Origin of the sequence: Allomuricauda sp. M10, from assembly GCF_020782875.1 — a bacterium.
Classification (GTDB): Bacteria; Bacteroidota; Bacteroidia; order Flavobacteriales; family Flavobacteriaceae; genus Flagellimonas.
Genome location: NZ_JAJGBN010000001.1, coordinates 470,485 through 491,474 on the forward strand (window position 1 = coordinate 470,485; position 20,990 = coordinate 491,474).

The 20,990-nt window shown below is 42.7% G+C and carries 23 protein-coding genes; 9 read left to right on the plus strand and 14 right to left on the minus strand.

The window, feature by feature from the left end; genetic code table 11:
- From LKX84_RS02265 to LKX84_RS02285, 5 genes are all read right to left on the minus strand, one after another.
- Positions 1-2,943 carry an amidohydrolase family protein gene (locus LKX84_RS02265; protein WP_228235495.1) on the minus strand — a complete coding sequence of 981 codons (2,943 nt, stop codon included), beginning with the start codon at positions 2,941-2,943 and terminating at the stop codon, positions 1-3.
- Between the two features lie 59 nt (positions 2,944-3,002).
- A complete protein-coding gene (locus LKX84_RS02270; RefSeq protein WP_228235496.1) occupies positions 3,003-4,076 on the minus strand; it encodes a DUF3810 domain-containing protein in 1,074 nt (357 codons plus the stop codon).
- Between the two features lie 85 nt (positions 4,077-4,161).
- Positions 4,162-5,268 carry a peptidylprolyl isomerase gene (locus LKX84_RS02275; protein ID WP_228235497.1) on the minus strand — a complete coding sequence of 369 codons (1,107 nt, stop codon included), beginning with the start codon at positions 5,266-5,268 and terminating at the stop codon, positions 4,162-4,164.
- Positions 5,269-5,281: 13 nt separating this feature from the next.
- Positions 5,282-5,830 carry a gliding motility-associated peptidyl-prolyl isomerase GldI gene (gene gldI / locus LKX84_RS02280; protein WP_228235498.1) on the minus strand — a complete coding sequence of 183 codons (549 nt, stop codon included), beginning with the start codon at positions 5,828-5,830 and terminating at the stop codon, positions 5,282-5,284.
- Entirely contained in the window at positions 5,827-6,843 is a 1,017-nt protein-coding gene (locus tag LKX84_RS02285) for a DHH family phosphoesterase (protein WP_228235499.1), read from the minus strand. The genes gldI and LKX84_RS02285 overlap by 4 nt, the downstream gene beginning before the upstream one ends.
- A 74-nt stretch (positions 6,844-6,917) precedes the next feature.
- Here LKX84_RS02285 and LKX84_RS02290 point away from each other — a divergent pair, with 74 nt between their 5' ends.
- On the plus strand, positions 6,918-7,952 hold the full coding sequence (locus LKX84_RS02290) for an alkaline phosphatase D family protein (RefSeq protein ID WP_228235500.1): 1,035 nt from the start codon (positions 6,918-6,920) through the stop codon (positions 7,950-7,952).
- A gap of 50 nt (positions 7,953-8,002) precedes the next feature.
- The gene (locus LKX84_RS02295) at positions 8,003-8,422 is read left to right on the plus strand and encodes a nucleoside-diphosphate kinase (RefSeq protein WP_119640741.1); all 420 of its coding nucleotides are present in this window, start codon (positions 8,003-8,005) and stop codon (positions 8,420-8,422) included.
- A 13-nt stretch (positions 8,423-8,435) separates the two neighbouring features.
- On the opposite strand, the gene LKX84_RS02300 is transcribed toward LKX84_RS02295, so the two are convergent.
- Genes LKX84_RS02300 through recF form a run of 4 tightly spaced genes read right to left on the minus strand, consistent with a single transcriptional unit; the run spans position 8,436 to position 10,797 of the window.
- Entirely contained in the window at positions 8,436-8,975 is a 540-nt protein-coding gene (locus tag LKX84_RS02300; protein ID WP_228235501.1) for a GNAT family N-acetyltransferase, read from the minus strand.
- A gap of 19 nt (positions 8,976-8,994) precedes the next feature.
- The gene (locus LKX84_RS02305; protein WP_228235502.1) at positions 8,995-9,291 is read right to left on the minus strand and encodes a DUF721 domain-containing protein; all 297 of its coding nucleotides are present in this window, start codon (positions 9,289-9,291) and stop codon (positions 8,995-8,997) included.
- The gene (locus LKX84_RS02310) at positions 9,291-9,713 is read right to left on the minus strand and encodes a hypothetical protein (RefSeq protein ID WP_228235503.1); all 423 of its coding nucleotides are present in this window, start codon (positions 9,711-9,713) and stop codon (positions 9,291-9,293) included. The genes LKX84_RS02305 and LKX84_RS02310 overlap by 1 nt, the downstream gene beginning before the upstream one ends.
- A 4-nt stretch (positions 9,714-9,717) precedes the next feature.
- Entirely contained in the window at positions 9,718-10,797 is a 1,080-nt protein-coding gene (gene recF / locus LKX84_RS02315; protein ID WP_228235504.1) for a DNA replication/repair protein RecF, read from the minus strand.
- 127 nt (positions 10,798-10,924) lie between these two features.
- Between recF and LKX84_RS02320 the strand changes: the two genes are divergently transcribed.
- The 7 genes from LKX84_RS02320 to LKX84_RS02350 all read left to right on the plus strand — a co-directional run bounded on the left by LKX84_RS02320 (position 10,925) and on the right by LKX84_RS02350 (position 17,155).
- The gene (locus LKX84_RS02320) at positions 10,925-11,686 is read left to right on the plus strand and encodes a tetratricopeptide repeat protein (RefSeq protein WP_228235505.1); all 762 of its coding nucleotides are present in this window, start codon (positions 10,925-10,927) and stop codon (positions 11,684-11,686) included.
- A gap of 3 nt (positions 11,687-11,689) precedes the next feature.
- A complete protein-coding gene (gene ribH / locus LKX84_RS02325; RefSeq protein WP_228235506.1) occupies positions 11,690-12,172 on the plus strand; it encodes a 6,7-dimethyl-8-ribityllumazine synthase in 483 nt (160 codons plus the stop codon).
- Positions 12,173-12,371: 199 nt separating this feature from the next.
- Positions 12,372-12,656: a riboflavin synthase subunit beta gene (locus LKX84_RS02330; protein ID WP_228235507.1), complete on the plus strand. Its 285-nt coding sequence runs from the start codon at positions 12,372-12,374 to the stop codon at positions 12,654-12,656.
- Complete coding sequence (gene mutL / locus LKX84_RS02335; protein ID WP_228235508.1) at positions 12,656-14,503, plus strand: DNA mismatch repair endonuclease MutL; 1,848 nt, start codon at positions 12,656-12,658, stop codon at positions 14,501-14,503. Before LKX84_RS02330 ends, mutL begins: the two co-directional genes overlap by 1 nt.
- Positions 14,504-15,238 carry a rhomboid family intramembrane serine protease gene (locus LKX84_RS02340; protein WP_228235509.1) on the plus strand — a complete coding sequence of 245 codons (735 nt, stop codon included), beginning with the start codon at positions 14,504-14,506 and terminating at the stop codon, positions 15,236-15,238. It abuts the gene before it with no gap.
- Positions 15,239-15,241: 3 nt separating this feature from the next.
- Positions 15,242-16,105: a rhomboid family protein gene (locus LKX84_RS02345; RefSeq protein ID WP_228235510.1), complete on the plus strand. Its 864-nt coding sequence runs from the start codon at positions 15,242-15,244 to the stop codon at positions 16,103-16,105.
- A gap of 3 nt (positions 16,106-16,108) precedes the next feature.
- The gene (locus LKX84_RS02350) at positions 16,109-17,155 is read left to right on the plus strand and encodes an endonuclease/exonuclease/phosphatase family protein (protein WP_228235511.1); all 1,047 of its coding nucleotides are present in this window, start codon (positions 16,109-16,111) and stop codon (positions 17,153-17,155) included.
- On the opposite strand, the gene LKX84_RS02355 is transcribed toward LKX84_RS02350, so the two are convergent.
- From LKX84_RS02355 to dapB, 5 genes are read right to left on the minus strand one after another with little or no spacing between them, the layout of a single operon-like run.
- On the minus strand, positions 17,147-17,455 hold the full coding sequence (locus LKX84_RS02355; RefSeq protein ID WP_228235512.1) for a DUF6122 family protein: 309 nt from the start codon (positions 17,453-17,455) through the stop codon (positions 17,147-17,149). The two genes, LKX84_RS02350 and LKX84_RS02355, sit on opposite strands and share 9 nt — an antisense overlap.
- Before the next feature lies 1 nt (position 17,456).
- Positions 17,457-18,110 (minus strand): WbqC family protein, encoded by a 654-nt coding sequence (locus LKX84_RS02360; RefSeq protein ID WP_317206456.1) that lies wholly within the window; start codon positions 18,108-18,110, stop codon positions 17,457-17,459.
- Positions 18,111-18,113: 3 nt separating this feature from the next.
- A complete protein-coding gene (locus LKX84_RS02365) occupies positions 18,114-18,473 on the minus strand; it encodes a four helix bundle protein (protein WP_228235513.1) in 360 nt (119 codons plus the stop codon).
- A gap of 23 nt (positions 18,474-18,496) precedes the next feature.
- Positions 18,497-20,239, minus strand: coding sequence for a signal peptidase I (lepB, locus tag LKX84_RS02370; protein ID WP_228235514.1), 1,743 nt, complete (start codon positions 20,237-20,239; stop codon positions 18,497-18,499).
- 48 nt (positions 20,240-20,287) lie between these two features.
- On the minus strand, positions 20,288-20,989 hold the full coding sequence (gene dapB, locus LKX84_RS02375; protein ID WP_228235515.1) for a 4-hydroxy-tetrahydrodipicolinate reductase: 702 nt from the start codon (positions 20,987-20,989) through the stop codon (positions 20,288-20,290).
- Between the last annotated feature and the right edge of the window lies 1 nt (position 20,990).

Below are 20,990 nucleotides of genomic sequence, written 5' to 3' on the forward strand. Positions count from 1 at the left end.
TTATAGGGTATCACAATCAAATAGTTCTTTTTTGCTTTGGACCGGAGTTCTGGTCTTACCGCCTTTTTTCTTCTCGTTGAGCATCATTCCAATGAGTCGGTTCCTTTCCTTTTTCACGGTTTCACGCATCATTTTGTCTTTTTCCAGATCGAAATAAACCGTTCCTTCAATGATCGTTTTCTCTGCTTTTGCATAAACCGATAGTGGATGGTCCGTCCAAAGGACGATATCGGCATCCTTACCTTCTGCAATACTGCCCACTCGGTCATCCAAGTGCAACAATTTGGCAGGATTAAGGGTTACCATCTTCCAAGCTTCAATTTCTGAAACGCCACCATATTTAACCGTTTTACCGGCTTCTTGGTTCAATCGTCTCGACATTTCAGCGTCATCACTGTTGATGGCTACGGTTACTCCCTGGCTGGCCATGATGGCAGCGTTATATGGAATGGCATCGTTTACCTCGTATTTGTAGGCCCACCAATCACTAAAAGTGGAACCTCCTACGCCATGTTTGGCCATTTTGTCGGCCAATTTGTAGCCTTCCAAGATGTGGGTAAATGTGTTCAATCGGAAGTTGAATTTCTCGGCAACCTTCATCATCATGTTGATTTCACTCTGCACATAGGAGTGACAGGTAATGAATCGTTCGCCGTTCAGAATCTCGGCCAAGGTTTCCATTTCCTCATCATATCGGTAAGGCTGTCCACTTTTTTTCTTGGTATCATATTCCCGGGCTCTTTGGAAGTAATCGGTATACACTTGCTCTACACCCATCCTGGTCTGCGGAAAACGGGAAGTACTGCCCCAGTTGGATTGTTTTACGTTTTCACCCAAGGCAAACTTGATGAATTTGGGGGAGTTAGGGAAAATAAGCCCATCGGCATTTTCGCCCCATTTCAATCTTAAAATGGCAGAACGCCCACCGATCGGGTTGGCGGAACCGTGCAGTAATTGAATGGTGGTAACACCTCCAGCAAGATCACGGTAAATGCCCATATCCTTGGGATCTATTACATCCTTCATACGTACCTCGGCGGAAGAATTGTGTCCTCCTTCGTTGATGGCCAAGGCGGCAATATGCGAGTGCTCGTCAATGATTCCGGCTGTCAAATGCTTACCTGTTGCATCAATAACCGTGGCACCACTGGCTTTAAGATCTTTGCCGACTTTGGCAATTTTACCATTTTTGACCAGTACATCGGTGTTTTCCAAAATGCTGTCACCTGTCCAAACAGTAGCATTTTTGAAAAGCATGGTTTCCTGCTTCGGTTTGGTGGTATAGCCATAACCTGCATTAGGATAGGTAAGGGCCACCAATTCAGGTTTTTCGGTTTCCTCTGTAGTGGATTTTTCCTCAAATGCCTTGGTTTTGGTCAAGGTTGCCGTGGTCTCATCCCCATTTGGAAGCACTACTGTGCCCTTGATGGTTTCCGAACCTAGCATTACATGGGCCACCATTCTGTACGAACCGATGCCATCTTCGGAGAAGGCAAGGTTTAACCAATCGGCATCGTAAGTGAACTTGGATTCCAAAGCTTCTTCGCCTTTTTTAACGTCGGCTTTAGGTTTATCCACTGAACCAGTCATGGAAACAGCAAAAGTGTTGGCACCAACGGAAAGATTGTAGTCGCCACGGATGTCAACAATGTCCATGGATTGGATAATGTTCTTACTCCCCTGTACCCAGTTTTCATATAGGATGGTGTTCTTGTCAAAGATTTCTCCGGAAGTGATCAAGAAATTGGCCTGACTTCCAGCTTGAAGTGATCCAATCTGTCCTGATTTGCCCAAAATTCCAGCTGGAATGGTGGTCAACGCTTCAAGAGCAGTTGTTTTGGATAACCCATATTCAATGGCCTTCATCAATTTTTCCTTTAAGTCTGAAGGTGATTTCAGTCCATGAAGGGTAATAGTGAACTCTACACCATTGTCATCCAATACCTTTGGGTTGGATGGTGCCAAGTTCCAGTGTCTCATATCGCTAAGCGAAATGTACTGTGCCTGATAAGGGTTGGATACGTCGAACGCATCGGGGAAATTAAGGGGCAAGATCAACTTGGCGTTGGTAGCTTTGATGTCTTCAATGCGCTCATATTCATCGCCACCGGCCAAAATAACGTATTGGATTCCGAAAAGGTCACCGATTTTATCGGCACGCAATACATTTCCATTGTCGCCTGCATCAAAAATCTGGGTCAACCCTTTGTTGGCGATCAATGCTTCCAAAGAACGGTCTTTGGTATCTACATTGCCCTTGCTGTACCAATCCATATCGTAATACAATTGGCGCATCAAAGCCATGGATCCCATCAAGGAACTTGGGTAAGATTGCCTTTTGGCCACGCTTTTCGTAAATGAAAAATACTGTGCCGATTTATCGGAAAGGATGCGTTGGGCTTCACTTCCACCATCGTTTAGGGCTACAAGCATACCAGTACCTCTAGCAATACCGTCTTCAATATGGGCATTTACGGTTCCGAAACCAGCTTTTCTCAGTTCCTCTGCCTTTTTGGAGTCGTATTTAAAACTGTTGACGGCATTGTTTTCGGGCATGATATGATCGTTCCAGTAAAAGCCTTCCCTTTCTGGCTCATATTGCGCAGAACGGCCGCCACCACTATCACGATCCGGTTTTTTCACTCCGAAATCGGAGAAGATGTCCACGAAGGATGGATAGATGGATTTCCCTGCCAAATCCTCCACAACGGCATTTTTTGGGATGCTTACAGATTTTCCAACCTGCACCACTTTTCCGTTTTGGATCAACAAGGTACCTTTTTCAATTACCTGAGTAGGGGTAATGTAGATCTTGGCATTGGTAAATGCCGTGTAATTGTTGTTCTTCTTTGCCTTAACACCATCATTTATGGGAAAATAATCTTGTGCAAACAAAGAAACACTGCCCAAGAAGAGAGACAGCGCCAAGAGTTTAAATTTCATAAGGTTAATATTGAATTAGTAGGCTTAAATATAACCTAAGTGTATGTACCCCACAAGTTTCAAAATGCTGTGTGGCGGCTATTTTCGTAGTTGATCATAAGCCCGACCACCCCGTTGTAACTTTTGATGCCTTCCTTTTGGTTGTTCACCTTTAAAAAAGTGTTGAATACGGATTTGAACATGGGTTCCAAAGGGTTCTCATATTTTTTCCAAAAATCGTTCAATTCCTTAAAATTTTCCCGAACACCAGGATGTAGGGTAGTCAAAATCCGTTTGTACTGGGTTTCATCCTTGTAAAACAGATCCGCAAGGCAATACCCCAAGGCATGATGGTAGGATGCATATTTGAAATAAACATCATTGCTGTTCGAAGTAACCAAATAACCGATGAAATTGGTGGCATCCTCAGCGGAATAACCAAGCTGATGGCCCACTTCATGGCCACTGACCATGGGTAATCGGAAAGCGGGGGTAATCCCATTTACCTGTGCCTCGTTGGTGAAGGGATTGAGGTAACCACCATAACCCATTATGGTTAGGGGTAGACTGTAGATGGATGATTTTAAACTCGGGTTTTTGTATTCGAATTCCGGAAATTGGTCTTTCAATAAGGTATATGCACCTTCAGTCTTTTGATAGATTTCCCGCTTGGAATAGGGGATGTGGACCGGAGCCAAACTATCATGGGTTATTTGCTCTTGATATTCATTCGTTTTTTGGGCAACAAATTCTGTAAACCGAACTAATTCTTCCACAGTGTATTGCCGATCAATGTTCAGTTTCCAGGTAATGGGTTGGCGATAATAGTTCATGCCCCATAATAGGTGGAAGGCAAAATAGGCGATGGAGAGCACCACAACCACATCTTTTACAAAGTAAAGGGGCTTGGCATTGATTTTCTTCCATTGTTTGTATAGGTATCTTCCAGCCAAAATGAATAAGGCAGTGTACAAAATATCACCAAAGGAAAAGGGAAGCCAACCGAACAAGATCCTTAAAAAACGGGAAATATAGAGGTAGATGCCGTTGCTGTAATATTCCTCCACCCAATCGGGATGCCTAGCCAACATACCCACCAAAAAAATCTGGATCGGAAAAAGGATGACTAGAATCGTTTTGGTCTTTTGTCCCATCAATACAAATGAAAGCTTTGAAAAAATGTCGGCATAAAAAAAGCCGCACGGAAAAGTACGGCTTTTTTGTTTTTTATGTGGATGTCTATTCTTCTACTCCCACTACTTCCAAATCGAATACCAAAGTAGATCCGCCTGGAATGGGTCCGTAATCGTAATCGCCATAACCCAAATGCGGTGGAATGAAGACACGAAGTTTATCCCCCACCTTCATGGTCAACAAGGCTTCCCTGAATCCAGCTGCCAATTGGGCGTCTGGGCTATATTTCATCGGGAATGGGGCATAACCACCTTGATCTCTTCTTCCTGCGCTGAATTGGTTGAATTGTAGTGCGATTTCTCCAATGTTACTATCGAACAAATCCCCGTTCATCAACCAACCGGCATAGTTTACCAATGCCATTTGACCAATTTCTGGTTGCACGCCATCACCTTCTTTCAACTTCAAAATCTTAAGGCCGGAAGGTGTTTCTTGCGCGGTGGCCATCTGCTCGGCGAATTCTGCAACTAGGTCCGACTTCATTTTGATGAATGCCGCAGAAACTGCTTTTTCCTCTTCAAAATAATCGGCCAAGATCTTTAGGGCATCAAAGTTTTTGGCCTCTTTGCCATTCCTCACAATTTCTACGTGGTTCATGACAACATTTGTCATAGGTTTGTCACCAGGTCCTGTTTTAGTATTGGCAATGGAATCCACAACGTCCAAACCTTTTACCACTTCACCAAAAACAGTGTGTTTGCCATCCAGCCAAGGTGTTTCTTTGTGCGTAATGAAGAATTGGCTGCTGTTGGTTTTTGGGCCACGGTTGGCCATAGAGATCATTCCTTTTTTGGAGTGACGAAGGGAATCGTTGATTTCATCCTTGAAAGTATAGCCGATGTTGCCGCTTCCGCTTCCGGTTGGATCGCCACCTTGGATCATAAAATCTTTGATCACGCGATGAAAAATAACCCCATCATAGAATTTTTTATTCTTGAACTCCTCATTCAGATATGGATTTGTGCCTTCGGCCAGTGAAACGAAATTGGCAACCGTTACCGGTGTTTTTTGATACTCCAATTTAATGATGATATCGCCTTGGGTGGTTTGGATATCGGCAAAGATACCGTCGCCCAATTCGGCATACTTGCTGGTTTTGCATCCAAGGAATACCGTGGTGATCAGGGTTAGGATATAAAGGGATTTTTTCATTGAATTTTAAGATTTAGTTTAAACTGTCTTTGTTTATGATGATGGTGTGTAATTCCACCGAAGATTTTACCGGGGTCCTGGGGCCAATGGCATTATTGTCGCCTTGGTAACCATACGCTTGTAACGATGGGAAAATGAAAGTGGCCTTTTCGCTTACCTTGAGCAATTTTACCGCATTTTGCAAACCAGGGAATAATTGTTGTTTGTCCACCACATGAGAAATGGGACCGATGGACTCTGCCGTATAGATGGTGTCGTTGTTCAACGTCATTAAATTGTAGGAGAACAAAATCTGATCATTGGTTTTTGGTAGATAAACGGCCGTATCGTTCTTGGTTTCAAAATAATACCAAAAACCATTGGGGCTGGTCTCATACGCGTGAGCCGTATCTTTTTTGATGATTTCTAGGATGGCAGCTTCCTCTTTGGCCAACAATTTTTTATTTCGCTCAATGGATTCCTTGTAAAAACTACCTGTTTTTACCTCCACAGGTTTTCTGGGTTCCGGTCCACTGCAATTGATGCACAATAGGGCCAACAAAAAAACAAAAGCAATTCTCATGGGTTCAATTCGCTTTTATAGGATTTCAGGATTTCATTAAAACGGGCCACGGTTTCTTCCATGCTCAATTCACTTCGGCCACCAGCGGCATTGATATGGCCACCACCTTCAAAATGGTTGCGGGCAAAGTCGTTCACCGAAAAATCACCCGTGGAACGAAGCGATATTTTAATGATTCCCTCTTCCTTGTTTTCAATAAAGATCAAGGCAAAAATAATCCCTTCCAAGGTAAGTCCGTAGTTCACAAAACCTTCAGTATCCCCTTTATTGTAATCGTAGGCATCCAATTCTTCCTGAGTAAGGGTGATGTAGGCTGTGCTGTATTCTTGCAAAATGACCATATTGCTCAGGGCCACTCCCAACAAATGCAATCTGGATGGCGAATTGGTATCGAAAACCTGACGGTGGATTTCCATGTTTTCCGCGCCTCTGTCAATAAGCTCTGCCACCACACGATGGGTTTTGCTGGAGGTAGACCGGTATTTGAAAGATCCGGTATCGGTCATGATGCCCGTGTAAAGATTGGTCGCGATATCTTTGGTTATGGTATCGGTTTCTCCCAAAAATCGGATGAAATTATAGACCATTTCGCAAGTGGAACTCATGGAAACATCGGAATAAGTAACCACGGCATAATCGTTGGGTTGCTGATGGTGGTCGATCATGATAAAATCGGCCGTGGCAGCTTTTAAGGCGGTCTCCATTTGCCCAACGCGTGAGAGGTCGTTGAAATCCAACGTGAAGATAACCGTGGCTTCTTCCAACAGTCGCAATGCTTTCGGATTTTCCCTTTCAAAATTGATGACCGAGTCGTTTTCCGGCATCCATTTCAGGAATTTGGGATAATCATTCGGGGCTATTACATGCGCAGTTTGCCCCATTTCCTTTAGGAAACCATATAGTGCCAAACAAGAGCCCATGGCATCTCCATCTGGGTTTTTATGGGGAATGATCGCAATTTTTTGAGGTTGGGAAAGTATCGACTTTACTGTAGTGATGTCCTCTGCATTCATGCGGCCAAATATACAATAATATAACATAGAGCTAACTTGCATAATCCTTATTTTTGAAGACCTAAATTCCGACCATGAAACACTTTAGTGTATTGTTCCTTTTGATAGCCCTGACCTTGGGCTGCAAGAAGAAGGAAGAAAAACCAACCGTAATACAAGAAGAAGTGAAGCCGGATTTCATCGTTGCATTCGGGTCTTGCAACATGCCGCAGGAACCCAATCCTTTTTGGGACGATATTTTGGCAGAACAACCCGATGTATGGATCTGGGGCGGGGATATTGTCTATGCCGATACCGAAGATATAGATAGGTTACGTTCCATTTATGCCATGCAGGATACGGTATCCGATTATGCCAAATTAAAGACTGAAGTGCCGATTATCGGTACATGGGACGACCACGATTTTGGGATCAACGATGGTGGTGCCAGCTTTGCAGTGAAAAAGGAAAGTCAACAAGTGTTCCTTGATTTTATGGGGGTTCCTCAAGATAGTGAAAGAAGGACACGTGAAGGTGTTTATGCTTCCCATGATTATCAAACTGAGGAAGGAAAGCTTAAAATCATCATTCTTGACACGAGATATTTTAGAAGTGATTTGGTGAAGGATGAAGACCCCAATAGACGGTACAAACCTAACATGGCTGATGATGCCACTGTTTTGGGTGATACCCAGTGGGCGTGGCTGAAAAATGAGTTGACCCATTCCGATGCCGACTTTAACTTGATTATGTCCAGTATCCAATTTTTATCGGGGGAGCATGGTTTTGAATCTTGGGGCAACTTTCCAAAGGAAGTAGAAAAAATGGAAAATATGATTGTGCAGTCCGGGGCGAAAGGAGTGATTATTTTGTCGGGAGACAGGCACATTTCGGAATTCTCAAAAACAGATCTTCCGGGATTGGCTTATCCCTTGGTAGATTTTACGAGCAGTGGACTGACCCATTCCTATTTTAGTTATAGCGGGGAACCAAACAAATATAGAGTAGGGGATGTGGTTTCTGATAAAAGTTATGGCATCATCAACCTAAATTTTAAGGCCAAAGAAGCCGATATGAAAATTATGGGGGATAATGGGGCGGTACTTCAGGAGTTAAAACAAACCTATTAAACCTTGTCCGTTATTCGAAAAACTGTACTTTTGCGCAAAATTTAAAGAAAATGACGGGAAATAGAACGTTTACCATGATCAAGCCTGATGCCGTTGAAAACGGGTACATCGGTGCGATTTTGGAAAAAATAACGGCTGCTGGGTTCAAGATCGTGGCCATGAAGTACACACAATTGAGCAGAAGGGATGCCGGGGAATTCTATGCCATCCACAAAGAGCGTCCATTCTTTGGTGAATTGGTCGATTTTATGACCAGAGGCCCCATTGTGGCCGCTATTTTGGAAAAAGACAATGCTGTTGATGATTTTCGTGCCTTGATTGGGGCAACCAACCCTGCCGATGCTGCCGAAGGCACCATCCGTAAGTTGTATGCTGCCAGTATCGGTGAAAATGCCGTCCACGGTTCCGATAGTGATGAAAATGCTGCCATTGAAGGTGCTTTCCACTTTTCTGGAAGGGAAATTTTCTAAAAGCAATAAAATATCAAGAAGAAGCCGCTCCAAAAGAGTGGCTTTTTTTGTTGGAATACAAAAGCAATTCTTCCTTGCCGCCGGGAGGTAAGATTTGGTTCTTCCTCGCAAATCCTAGTTTTTCGAGCAGTTGACAGGATCTTTTGTTTGCAGGCGTTACAATGGCCAAAATTTCATCAAAATCCAAAGTCGATCTAGCATATTCAATCAATGCGTGACTAGCCTCGAACATGAGCCCCATTCCTTCAAATTCTGGTAAAAGGGCAAATCCAATATCTGGTTTTTCAAGATAATCCCGTTTCAAAAAACCACAAAGGCCCAAGGGTGCCATGGATTCCTTGAAGACTAATTTATAAAGTCCAAAACCATTGGCTTTATAGGAGTTTAAGAGACTATTGCGGATATAGTTTTTGGCATCTTCCTCTGTTCTTATCCCCTTGTCCCCGATGAATTGTAACCATGACGGACTATTGAGCAATTCCAGGATAAAGGTTGAATCGGAAAGTCCCGCTTCTGAAATGACGAGCCGTTCGGTGAAGAGAATGACTTTCATGGTTGATGGTGTGTGAAAATCATCGCAGCACCAACTTTTTGACCAGTTCCCTGCCCAGTTCCTCATTGATCATGGTGATGATCTTGGATTTCCCCAAACTGAGTTCCTCACGTAAAACCGAAGAGGAGAGCGAAACGTAAAGCGTTTCATTTTTCAGTTCTACTGATGTGGTATAATTGTTCACGCCATTGCCCATCAGGTTGGACCACGCTTCGCGGGCATCTACTTTATCCATGCCTTTTTGAAGGTTGTTTTCCTTGATGAATTCGCTCAAAGCATCACCCAAAGCCATATGGTCGTTGTTTCTTTTGGCCATTATTTGGGAATTTTTATGGGTTCGAAGCGCTTGTAGGTGTATTGGATGCCTTCTGTGTTGGTGACAGAGAAACCCATGGAATCCACTGCGACCAAATTTTCCTCCCACTCACTGAACTCGTTTTTGTACTGAAGAACAAAAGTTTGATTGCCAGGAGTTATGGTGAAAGTTTCCACGTCGTTGGATGTATCATAAGAACCGTCAAATTTGGGCTGCATTTTTTTTCGGTATCCTTTGCCGTCTTCAAATTGAATAAAATCGATACTGGGGTTTACACCGTATTCCTTGATGGAGCCATCGGGGAAAACCACTTCTGAAATCTCCCAATAGCCATTTAAATAATGAAGGTCTGCTTCCTTGACGGAGGTGCTCTCGCAAGCAAAAATCAATAGGGTAATTATGGCAAAAAGGATTTTTTTCATGATACTACAAGGTAAAGATTTTATAGCTCTGATGAATATTTTTCACCACATTTTCGGTGCGTTCCGCATGGGTGTCGCTGATAAAGATCTGACCAAAATTGTCATTCTTCACCAATCCCACAATATGGGAGACCCTACTCTCATCCAACTTGTCAAAAATATCATCCAGTAAAAGAATGGGCGTGGTGCTGGCCTGTTCCTTTATAAAATGGAACTGGGCCAATTTCAAGGCAATCAGGAAGGATTTCTGCTGCCCCTGACTTCCAAATTTTTTGATGGGATGTTCGGCAATGGTAAAGTTGAGGTCGTCTTTGTGAATGCCCACTGAGGTATATTGCAGTGCCCTGTCCTTGTCGATGTTCGCTTCCAGAAGATTAAGCAGACTTCCTTCATCAAGTTGACTTTCATACGACAACATGATTTGCTCTTCCTTATCCGAAATGTATTGGTACTGTTCCTTGAAAATAGGCACGAAAGCGGAAATGAATTCCACCCGTTTTTTATGTATTGCGGTTCCCAAGGCATGCAATTGTTCGTTATAGATGGAGAGGGTACCTCGTTCAAAAGTATGGTTGGCTACAAAGTATTTTAAAAGGGAGTTCCTCTGCGTCAACACCTTATTGTACTTGATCAAGTTGTTGAGATAGGTCTTGTCCGATTGTGAAATAACCCCGTCCATGAATTTTCTTCGGGTGTCGCTTCCTTCCAGGATCAAATCGCGGTCCGCCGGTGAAATGATCACAAGGGGCAAAAAACCGATGTGTTCCGAAAACTTTTCATACGGTTTGCCGTTGCGTTTGATCACTTTTTTGGTTCCTTTTTTAAAACTGCAGATGATCTTTTCGCTCCTGCCTTCCTTCTCAAATTCCCCATCCACCACAAAAAATTCAGTGTCATGTTTAATGTTTTGGGTGGAGACCGGATTAAAATAACTTTTACCAAAACAAAGGTGGTAAATGGCATCCAGAATGTTCGTCTTGCCAACGCCGTTACCGCCAACCAAACAATTGATCACCGGGTCGAATTCCAGGTCCTTGGAATCAAAATTTTTGTAATTGACTAAAGATAAATGTCTTAAAAACATACGGCTTTTGAGAAACATTGGGGTTTACGCAGGTTGGTACCCAAATTTGCGATTCCAAAAATAACGAATAAATTACCTTTTGGTTTTGGATAAAAACTTTATTTTTGCGCGACCAATTTTATGACGGATGGCAACATACAAGAAGAGAGGCTTCAAACCACAAACTAAGGAAGAGGAAGCTCAATTAGACGATCACGAAAGCACAACAGCGGAAGTATTCCACACGTTGGATGAAAGTGCATCGCGCACCGAAGCATGGGTACAAAAGAACCAAAATTATATTTTGGGCGTTATTGGAGCCGTTGCCATCGGGGTTTTGGCCTATTTGGGTTACCATCAGTTCATCCAAAAACCAAAGGAGGCAACAGCCGCCAACGAACTTTTTTATCCACAACAATATTTTGACCAAGCCTTGAACAGCGAAACCGAAAGGGATTCTTTGTTCACCTTGGCCTTGAACGGGGCCGAAGGTAAATATGGTTTCTTGGACATTATTGAGGAATACAGCGGGACAAAAGCTGCCAACCTTGCCAAATATTCTGCAGGGATGACCTATTTGAACCTTCAGCAATACCAAGATGCCATCTCCCAATTGGAAAGCTTTTCATCTGATGACGATATCATGGGTGCCATGGCAAAAGGAGGTATCGGGGATGCTTTTTCCCAATTGAACCAGCCTGAAGATGCCTTGGATTTCTATCAAAAAGCTATTGCCCATAGTGAAAATGAATTCACGACCCCTAGGTTTTTGTACAAAGCTGGAGTGGTTGCCATTGAACTTGGACAAAAGGAAAAGGCTTTGGGTTATTTTGAACAGATCAAAGAAAAATATCCTGACTCCCAAGAAGGAATCGGTATCGATGCCTTGATCGGGATGGCCCAAAACTAAAACATGGCCACAGAGAACAAAAACTTATCCGTTTACGATAAAAATAAAATCCCAAACGCGAAGGATCTTCGGTTTGGGATTGTTGTTTCGGAATGGAACGGACAGATTACCGAAGCCCTTTTCCAAGGTGCCCAAGAGGCCCTTCTGGATTGCGGGGCATTGCCAATGAATATTATTCGTTGGAACGTGCCCGGTAGCTTTGAGCTAACCTTTGGCAGCAAAAAAATGATCAACACCCAAAAGGTGGATGCCGTTATCGCCATTGGAAGTGTGATCAGGGGGGAAACTAGCCATTTCGATTTTGTCTGTAGTGCAACAGCCCAAGGCATCAAGGACTTGAATGTTGCTTACGATGTCCCGGTCATCTTTTGTGTGCTTACCGACGATAATATGCAACAGTCCTTGGACAGGAGCGGCGGCAAACACGGTAACAAAGGAACCGAAGCAGCAATAGCGGCCATTCAGATGGCGGTATTGGGGAAATAAGAGTAAGTTCAAGTTCAAGAATCAAGTTCAAGTTCAAGAATCAAGTTCAAACTAAAGGATTCTGTTTTTCCTGAAAACCAACAATCCAGTAATCTTACAATCCAAAAATCCGCGGTTCGGTTGTTAACATTTTTTAGGAAGGGTCTCCGAGCCCTTTTTTCTATTTTGAGTACCTTTGGGCTTATAGGAAAAGGATATCATGCGAAACCCCCTGAAACTTAGGAAAAATAGGAGCTTTGAGTATGCACCGCGATACTACAAGGGGGAGGGTAATCCTTATAAGATAGAACACAAACTGGATAAATTCCGAAGTACGGTACAAACCAATCGCGGGCTGAAGAACAAATTCAGCTCTGCCTTGGATGACCTGAAAAATGAAGGGGACAAGAATTTGAAACTTCGACTTCTTGTGATAGTGGCCATCTTGGTCTTATTGTTCCTCATCATCATAGACTTCGATTTATCGATATTCTGGACTTCCTAATGGCGGACATCATTAAACTTTTACCGGACCATGTTGCCAATCAGATTGCGGCAGGGGAGGTGGTTCAACGTCCTGCTTCCGTAGTGAAGGAGTTGATGGAAAATGCCATTGATGCCGGTGCCAGTACCATTAAGTTGATCATCAAGGATGGTGGTAAGACGTTGATACAGGTTGTGGATGACGGTATGGGAATGAGCGAGACCGATGCCCGATTGTCATTTGAGCGCCATGCTACTTCCAAGATCACTTCCGCCCAAGATCTTTTCAATTTGCATACCAAAGGATTCCGCGGTGAGGCCTTGGCTTCCATAGCCGCTATTGCCCATGTGGACATGCAAACCAGAAAAGAGGACAGTGAGGTAGGCGTGCAGATCAAGATCGAAGGCAGTAAGATCGTTTCCCAAGAAGTGGTGGCCACCCCGAAGGGTACCTCTATTTCTGTGAAAAACCTGTTTTTCAACATACCAGCAAGAAGAAATTTTTTAAAGTCGCACCAAGTGGAACTAAGGCATATCACCGATGAGTTCCATCGCGTGGCCTTGGTACATCCCAATATCGAATTTCATTTTTACAACAATGGGTCGGAAATTTTCAATCTGCCCAAAGCAAAACATCGCCAGCGAATTGCCCATATTTTTGGCAACCGGATGGAGGACCGATTGGTGCCCGTAAACGAAGAAACCGAGGTAGTGAAGATTTCAGGCTTCGTTTGCAAACCCGAATTCTCCAAAAAGAGCAGGGGTGAGCAGTTTTTCTTTGCCAACGACCGATTCATCAAGAGTCCTTACCTGCATCATGCTGTGGCGGCCGCTTTTGAAGGACTTATCAAAGCGGATATGTTCCCTGGGTATTTTCTGTATTTGGAAGTGGATCCTTCATCCATCGATATCAACATTCACCCTACTAAAACGGAAGTGAAATTTGATGATGAAAACACCTTGTATGCCATTTTGCGTTCCACGATAAAACACAGTTTGGGACAATTCAACGTGGCGCCCATTCTGGATTTTGACCACGATCCCAATTTGGATACACCTTATGCCTATAAAGAAAGGGACGCCATTTTACCAAAGGTAACGGTGGATGCATCCTTCAATCCTTTTATTGAGAAAACAGGAGGAAGGGCTATGGGCAGTTCCTTTCAAAAGACCAGTGCAAAAGGTTGGGAGAGTATGTTCGAAGGATTGGACCGGGACATTGATGTTGAGGAATTCAGTAGTGTGGTGATCGAATCCGAAAGTGAGGTGCAAGGTAGTCTGTATGCAGATGGGGAAGTGGAGGAGCACTTGGCCGCAACATTTCAATTGCGCAGAAAATATGTGATGAGCACTGTGCGATCCGGTTTATTGGTTATCCATCAGAATAGGGCCCATGAACGTATTCTATTCGAAAAATTTTTAGGGGAGATCACCGTAAAGGAAGGGGTGAGCCAACAGTTGCTTTTTCCCTTGGAATTGACCTTTAGCAAAAACGAATTGACGGTTTTGAACGAAATCAAGGAAAGCCTGACAAATATTGGATTTGCCTTTGAAAGTTTGGAGCACGAGACTGTAAAAGTGACAGGAGTGCCGCTGATGGTCCCGGAAAGCGGGATTGGCACGGTATTGGACCGCCTGATTGCAGATTATATGGAAGGATTTGATAGCGGGTCGCTCTCGCAGGCAGAAATGTTGGCCAAGGCACTATCTAAAAATTTGGCCATTAAAACAGGCGATGTGTTGGACCAAGAGTCACAATTGGCCTTGGTGAACAATTTGTTCGCGTGCAAGGAGCCTTCATTGAGTCCGTTTCAAAAAGTAACGTATACCATAATCTCCGAAGGAGATATTGATAAAAAATTCAGCTAGATGGGTAGAATGACAGAGGCAGTAAAACATTTGTTGATCATTAATGTGATTATGTTTTTTGCCACACAATTATATGGGGACCAGATGTACCAATGGATGTCGCTTTGGTTTCCCAAGAACTCCAATTTTGAGTGGTGGCAGGTAGTCACACACATGTTCATGCACGGGAACCTTATGCATATAGTTTTTAACATGTATGCACTTTGGGCCTTTGGTACACCATTGGAACAAATTTGGGGCAGGAACAAGTTCCTTTTCTTCTATTTTTCGGCAGGATTGGGTTCTGCAGCTTTGCATACTGGCGTCAATTATTTCCTTTTCACTGAAGGAATCAATGCATTGGAAGGGGCTGGCATGGCCAAAACACAGATTTTGGATATTTTGGCCAATGGACAGTATAGTCCAGGTTGGTACGACATCGCCTCAAAAGCTACCATAGATAATATGTTGACGGCGTTTAATACCCCAGCAGTAGGAGCTTCAGGAGCTATTTATGGTATTTTGGTGGCCTTTGCCTTTATGTATTCCGAGGCAAAACTAATGCTCATCTTTTTACCGGTGCCCATTAAGGCCAAGTATTTTGTCCCCATTTTGATTGCGGGCGATTTGATTTTTGGCATTAGCGGCGTAAATACAGGAGTGGCACATTTTGCCCATATCGGGGGCGCGTTGATCGGATTTATCATGATGTGGTACTGGAAAAAGAACCAGTTCAACAATAACCGTTGGAATTAATCTATGTCGAACGGAGGAATTCAATACCAAATAGCTAGGCTGAACATTGCAGAAAAGTTGATTGCACTCAATGTGTTGGTTTTTCTGCTGGATGGACTCTCCAAAGCCTTGATGGGACACTCTCTTTCAGTTTGGTTTCAATTGCCCAAAGATTTTTTGGAGTTTATTGGGCAGCCATGGTCCTTGGTCACCTATTCCTTTTTTCATGCCGGGTTCGCGCATATTTTTTGGAACATGATCATGCTCTATTTTGCGGGCCGCATCTTCCTCAACCTATTTGATGCCAAAAAATTCATCAATGTATATTTCTTGGGGGTCATTATAGGTGGATTGGTTTTTTTGTTGAGCTATAATGTTTTTCCGACTTTGTTGCACACCAACACGGCATTGATAGGCGCTTCGGCCGGTGTAACTGCGGTACTGATATTTGTGTGTACCTACATTCCAAATCAAGAAGTAAGGGTATTTTTCTTCAATATCAAATTATGGTATGTTGGGGCATTTTTTGTGTTGATGGATTTGATCCAAATTCCCTACGGCGGTAATATTGGTGGTAGATTGGCGCATTTGGGAGGTGCTTTCCTTGGATATCTATATGCCCGTCAGCTTTTTAAAGGGAATGATATAGGATCAGGATTCACCAAATTGAGGGATGCCATTGCCGATCTTTTTAAACCCAGGGAGAAAAAAGCTCCCATGAAAACGGTCTATAAAAAGAACACAGCTGCCAATAGTCAAGCGGATTATGATAGGCAAGCAAGGCAGAAAAAAATAGATGCTATTTTGGACAAAATCAGTAAGTCTGGTTACGAAAGCCTGTCCAAGGAAGAAAAGGATTTTTTATTTAAAGCCGGTAAGGAAGATTGATTTGTGAAGAACCTCTCTTTTTTTGATAAGATCATCTTTTTGCTGAACACCTTGTTCGCCTTGGTGTTGGCCATTTCATTGTTGGTGCCCTATGTGCCCACCAAATACATTTCCTCACTTTCAGTTTTGAGCTTAGTTGTACCCATATCGGTACTGGTCAATGCCATTTTTGTCTTGTATTGGTTATTGCGAAGAAAAAGAAACTTTTTACTGTCTGCGTTCTTGCTGATTCTTTGGTACTTATTTTTAGGTTCTTTTTATAAGTTTTCCAACGGGCCACAAGCAAATCCAAAGGGAGATGGGGCTCTTTCCATTATGTCGTTTAATGCTAGAAGTTTTAATGATCTAAGACAAATGGATATTGAAAATGTAGATAGTCTCATTTACAATTTTGTAACCCAAAAAGATCCTGATATTGTATGTTTTCAGGAAACGTTTTATGGCATGAAGGCAAATAATGCTTTAGGCCAGTACAAATATAAATTTGTTGATTTTATTTATGGTAAGCATAGGGGAAAGGTGATTCAATCCATTTATTCCAAGTATCCAATTATTAATATAGACTCTATTAGTTTTCCGGGGAGCGCCAATAATGCCATTTATGCCGATATTTTATTCCTAAAAGACACTGTAAGAGTGTACAACATTCATCTTCAGTCATTTAGAATTATACCTGGGTTAACTACAATTAAAAACGAGGAATCTTCCAAATTGTTTGCCAGATCTAAGAAGGTGATGCTCAAACAATACGAACAGGCCAATCTCATTAGAAAAAATATGGAGCAGACCCATTATAAAAGAATAGTGGTGGGCGACTTCAATAATACCCAATATTCAAACGTATATCAGATTATAAAAGGGGATATGAACGATTCCTATTTTGAAAAAGGGAAAGGTTTTGGCAGGACGTATGATCTGTTGAAATTCCCGATACGAATTGATTACATTCTATCCGACCCCGAATTTGAGGTGCTTTCCCATCAAAATTTCAACCAAAAACTTTCCGACCATTTTCCGGTCATGGCAACCCTCCGATTAAGTTCAGATTAATAAACAATCCGTCATATCCGCAAAAATGTGGATGAGCAAAGCAAGACCAATCAAACGGGTAGCTTTGAACCATGGGAGAATTCCATATCCCAATATGGCCCAATAGCTATGTAAGGGATGAAAACCGATACTACAGCGGTTGGGGTCAAACAATGGGTTGGCCCACAAATGATCCACATCAATAAGAATACCGGCCCACAAAATCAACAATACTCGTATTCGGTTATCCTTGAAAAAGTAAAAAGCAATAAGGACTGGCACTAAAAAATGAATACCATAATGGATGAGATGCCTTGCCATTTTAAAAATCCAAAGGTTGTGACTTTAGGTAGTCCAAAGCATTGGTGCCTTCATTAAAAAGGAGATCCAAAATGCTCAGATTGGGAAGAAATCCATGTCGATCTTCAAATACCTGTGGATAAGGTTCCAGATCCATTTCCCTTTCTTTTTTTGCCTCAGCTAAAAAACGCGCATCGAATCCATTACTTGGTTTCAATTCAAATATTTTGGTCTTTTCATCACCGAACGCTACACCTAAACAATTTCCGACCGCTTTAATCGCTTTCAAATTAAAGTCGAGTAGAAAGGTGTCATTTCCTTCAAACAACGGCCTGATATCATCCTCGTAAAACTCAAAAAAAGGAGAGGTGCGGTACGCGGTTTCCAAGGTACGCCAATGTTGTTTTTTCCATGGATAGCTATTTTCCATTTCTACATCGGCATACTTTTGTCTGCCTTCATCACCTCCAACGTGTTTAATGGGAATATTGAGCATATGCCTGCCTTTGTCGGTACAGATATAACAACGATTTCGATAGGTCTGCTTCTGGAAATTGTCCTTTACCTCCCAAACCACTTCATTCTGAACCAAAGCCGCAAAAGTGGCAATATTTGGGAAATAGGTGGGATGTAGTAATATGTGTTTATCTGTGGATTTGATAGTTGAATCTTTAATGGACTATTTGACTTGATGGTTTCTTAGGGCATTGAGTTTATTTGTTATACTTTCTAAACTGGCCCTTAATTTTTGATAGTTTTCATGGGTGATGAACCCCAATTCAACCGCTAAAATCAATTGGTTGAGCACTTCAACGGCCGAACCAAACGAAATTGTTGTAAAATGAGCTTTTTCCTTATTTGACCTTCTTGCTGAACCTTCGGCAATATTAGAACAAATTGACACGGAAGCCCTCCTCATTTGCGAGGTTATACCAAATTTTTCGTTATCCGGAAATTTTGAGGCAACCGTATAAATTTCTTTTGTAAAATCTTTGGCTTCGTTCCAAACGTCCAGTTTTTCAAAAGAGTAGGTGTACATATCAAATAGTCAAATCAACGAATTTAACCGTTTTGCTTCTTTTTACGTTTCCGGAAGAAATCAAAAACAAACCAAGCTGCAATTGCGGCCACAAAATACCATCGATAAGATACGGGCTCCCCGCTTCCGCCTACGGTGGTGAAAACTCGGTCCCAGCGCGGTCTCCAACTGGCTATGCCTTGTTGGAAATTGTCGAAACTCATCCAGAGGAATACAGGCTTGCCCACAATGTGATCGGCGGGAACATATCCCCAAGTGCGACTATCCTCGGAATGATCGCGGTTGTCACCCATCATCCAATAGTAATCTTGCTTAAAGGTATAGGAATCCGCCTCTTGTCCATTGATGTAAACGGTGTTCCCTGTGATTTTTACATCATTGTGTTCGTAATCACGGATGATTTTTTTGTACAGGGGAATGGTCTTGGCATTGATGGCAACCGTTGCACCTGCTTGTGGAATATAGATGGGGCCAAAGTAATCGTTGTTCCAAGGATACAGATTTGGTTTTTGTGGGAAAGCTCCGCCGTATTCACCTTTGGGTTCCTCGGTCTTTACCACGGAATCAATGGCCGAATTTGCACGAAGTTGGGCTACCATTTCATCTGTCATATTGGCCACGCGTACCCTAGGTTTTTCTTCGGTCAATGAAAGTCTTAATTGACGGATCACCTCTGTTGGGATGCCTTTCTCCTTCGTAATCAGTTCAATTTTACCGTCAGCAGTGCGGTTTCCTCCCAAAATATATGGGGAAAGGGCATTGATCTGACTTTCGCTAACATTGGTGGCGATGTATTTTCGAAGATAATCCGCTGCGTCCACATCTTCCAAATAGCGACTAGATACACCGTTTTGGGCATAAACTTCGTAATCGTACATGGGTTTTGCCCTATCGGAAAGTTTTAGTTTTTCCCCGTTGATATAAACATAACCATCAATCACCTGCAAAGAATCGCCGGGGGTGCCCACACATCTTTTTACATAGTTCGATTTTTTGTCAACCGGCTTCATTACAGCCTTTTGTGCCTTAAAGAATTGATATAAGGTATCCGCAGGTAAACTGAAAACTACAATATCATTTTTCTTTACGCTTTCAAAACCGGGCAAACGCATGTAGGGCAATTGCAATTTGTTGATCCAAGATGTTTTGTAGGTCTCGGGATCTACATCGGCCAAGTAGGAGCGGGTTTTGAGTACGGGCAGGGTATCGTGTACCATGGGTGCGGCCAATGTGGTCATGGGAACCCTGGCCCCGTAATGAAACTTGCTCACGAACAAAAAGTCGCCAATCCGTAACGTGCGTTCCAAAGATCCAGTAGGAATCACATACGGTTGAATAAAATAGGTGTGGACCAAAGTGGCGGCCACAATGGCAAATACAATGGAACTTACCCATTCTCCAAGTCCGGTGCGTGGTTTTAAGCTTCTATCCTCTATATAGGATACATCTTCAACATAGTTGATGTAGTAAATGTAAAAACCAAGGGTAAGGATGACCAACCAGGTATCCAAAAGGGAATGCTTGCCAAAGCTTCGGATGGTTTCCACCCAAACCACAGGGAACATCAATAAGTTAATGATAGGAATGAAGAGCAACAACACCCACCACCAAGGTCTATTGATGATTTTCATCAAAACAACACCATTATAAACCGGAATAGCGGCTTCCCATGCTTTTCTACCTGCTTTTACATACAGTTTCCAGGTCCCTAAAAAGTGGATGACTTGAATGATCAAGATAAAAATGATCCATTGTGTTCCGTCCATATAAAAGTTTCTTAGTTAGACTCAAGGTCTAATTGGTTGTTACGTTTTTTAGCTTAGGTTTAACACATCCTTCATGGTGAAAACGCCTGTCTTGCCATAAATCCATTCGGATGCGATCACGGCTCCAAGTGCAAAACCTTCCCTGTTGTGTGCCTCGTGTTTAATTTCAATTTTGTCCACCGCACTTTCGTAAGAAATGCTGTGCGTACCAGCTACCATGCCTTCACGTACCGAATTTATGGTAATGGTCTTGTCCGCAGTTTCATGCAATTTCCAATTTTCATATGTGGAGTTCTGAATGATTCCCTCGGCTAAGGTAATGGCGGTACCACTTGGCGCATCCAATTTTTGGGTATGATGGATTTCTTCCATGGAAACCTTGTATTGCTCCAATCCGGCCATCATTTTTGCCAAATGTGCGTTGAGTTCAAAAAATATATTGACTCCAAGACTAAAGTTGGATGCATAAATAAATGCTCCGCTATGTTGTTTGCACAGTTCCACGGCATCGGCATAGTTGGCTAACCAACCGGTAGTTCCGCTGATTACGGGGACACTATTTTTAAAGCAGTTGGTGATGTTTTCAAAAGCTGCATCGGGAGTGCTGAAATCGATGGCTACATCCATGGACTTAAAATCAATATCCGTTGCACCGGCATCAATCTTGGCTACAATGGTATGGCCTCTATCCACAGCGATCTGCTCGATCATTTTGCCCATTTTGCCATATCCAAAAAGACCAATCTTCATA

What these genes read in the sequence shown, in the direction of transcription:
- gldI (WP_228235498.1), bottom strand. Translation starts at nt 5,830, where the DNA reads ATGAGAATTGCTTTTGTTTTTTTGTTGGCCCTATTGTGCATCAATTGC.
- lepB (WP_228235514.1), bottom strand. Translation starts at nt 20,239, where the DNA reads ATGGACGGAACACAATGGATCATTTTTATCTTGATCATTCAAGTCATC.
- LKX84_RS02345 (WP_228235510.1), top strand. Translation starts at nt 15,242, where the DNA reads ATGTCGAACGGAGGAATTCAATACCAAATAGCTAGGCTGAACATTGCA.
- LKX84_RS02295 (WP_119640741.1), top strand. Translation starts at nt 8,003, where the DNA reads ATGACGGGAAATAGAACGTTTACCATGATCAAGCCTGATGCCGTTGAA.
- LKX84_RS02270 (WP_228235496.1), bottom strand. Translation starts at nt 4,076, where the DNA reads ATGGGACAAAAGACCAAAACGATTCTAGTCATCCTTTTTCCGATCCAG.
- LKX84_RS02365 (WP_228235513.1), bottom strand. Translation starts at nt 18,473, where the DNA reads ATGTACACCTACTCTTTTGAAAAACTGGACGTTTGGAACGAAGCCAAA.
- LKX84_RS02320 (WP_228235505.1), top strand. Translation starts at nt 10,925, where the DNA reads ATGGCAACATACAAGAAGAGAGGCTTCAAACCACAAACTAAGGAAGAG.
- LKX84_RS02355 (WP_228235512.1), bottom strand. Translation starts at nt 17,455, where the DNA reads ATGGCAAGGCATCTCATCCATTATGGTATTCATTTTTTAGTGCCAGTC.
- LKX84_RS02275 (WP_228235497.1), bottom strand. Translation starts at nt 5,268, where the DNA reads ATGAAAAAATCCCTTTATATCCTAACCCTGATCACCACGGTATTCCTT.
- recF (WP_228235504.1), bottom strand. Translation starts at nt 10,797, where the DNA reads ATGTTTTTAAGACATTTATCTTTAGTCAATTACAAAAATTTTGATTCC.
- LKX84_RS02330 (WP_228235507.1), top strand. Translation starts at nt 12,372, where the DNA reads ATGCGAAACCCCCTGAAACTTAGGAAAAATAGGAGCTTTGAGTATGCA.
- LKX84_RS02290 (WP_228235500.1), top strand. Translation starts at nt 6,918, where the DNA reads ATGAAACACTTTAGTGTATTGTTCCTTTTGATAGCCCTGACCTTGGGC.
- LKX84_RS02305 (WP_228235502.1), bottom strand. Translation starts at nt 9,291, where the DNA reads ATGGCCAAAAGAAACAACGACCATATGGCTTTGGGTGATGCTTTGAGC.
- LKX84_RS02285 (WP_228235499.1), bottom strand. Translation starts at nt 6,843, where the DNA reads ATGAATGCAGAGGACATCACTACAGTAAAGTCGATACTTTCCCAACCT.
- mutL (WP_228235508.1), top strand. Translation starts at nt 12,656, where the DNA reads ATGGCGGACATCATTAAACTTTTACCGGACCATGTTGCCAATCAGATT.
- LKX84_RS02300 (WP_228235501.1), bottom strand. Translation starts at nt 8,975, where the DNA reads ATGAAAGTCATTCTCTTCACCGAACGGCTCGTCATTTCAGAAGCGGGA.
- dapB (WP_228235515.1), bottom strand. Translation starts at nt 20,989, where the DNA reads ATGAAGATTGGTCTTTTTGGATATGGCAAAATGGGCAAAATGATCGAG.
- LKX84_RS02310 (WP_228235503.1), bottom strand. Translation starts at nt 9,713, where the DNA reads ATGAAAAAAATCCTTTTTGCCATAATTACCCTATTGATTTTTGCTTGC.
- LKX84_RS02340 (WP_228235509.1), top strand. Translation starts at nt 14,504, where the DNA reads ATGGGTAGAATGACAGAGGCAGTAAAACATTTGTTGATCATTAATGTG.
- ribH (WP_228235506.1), top strand. Translation starts at nt 11,690, where the DNA reads ATGGCCACAGAGAACAAAAACTTATCCGTTTACGATAAAAATAAAATC.
- LKX84_RS02265 (WP_228235495.1), bottom strand. Translation starts at nt 2,943, where the DNA reads ATGAAATTTAAACTCTTGGCGCTGTCTCTCTTCTTGGGCAGTGTTTCT.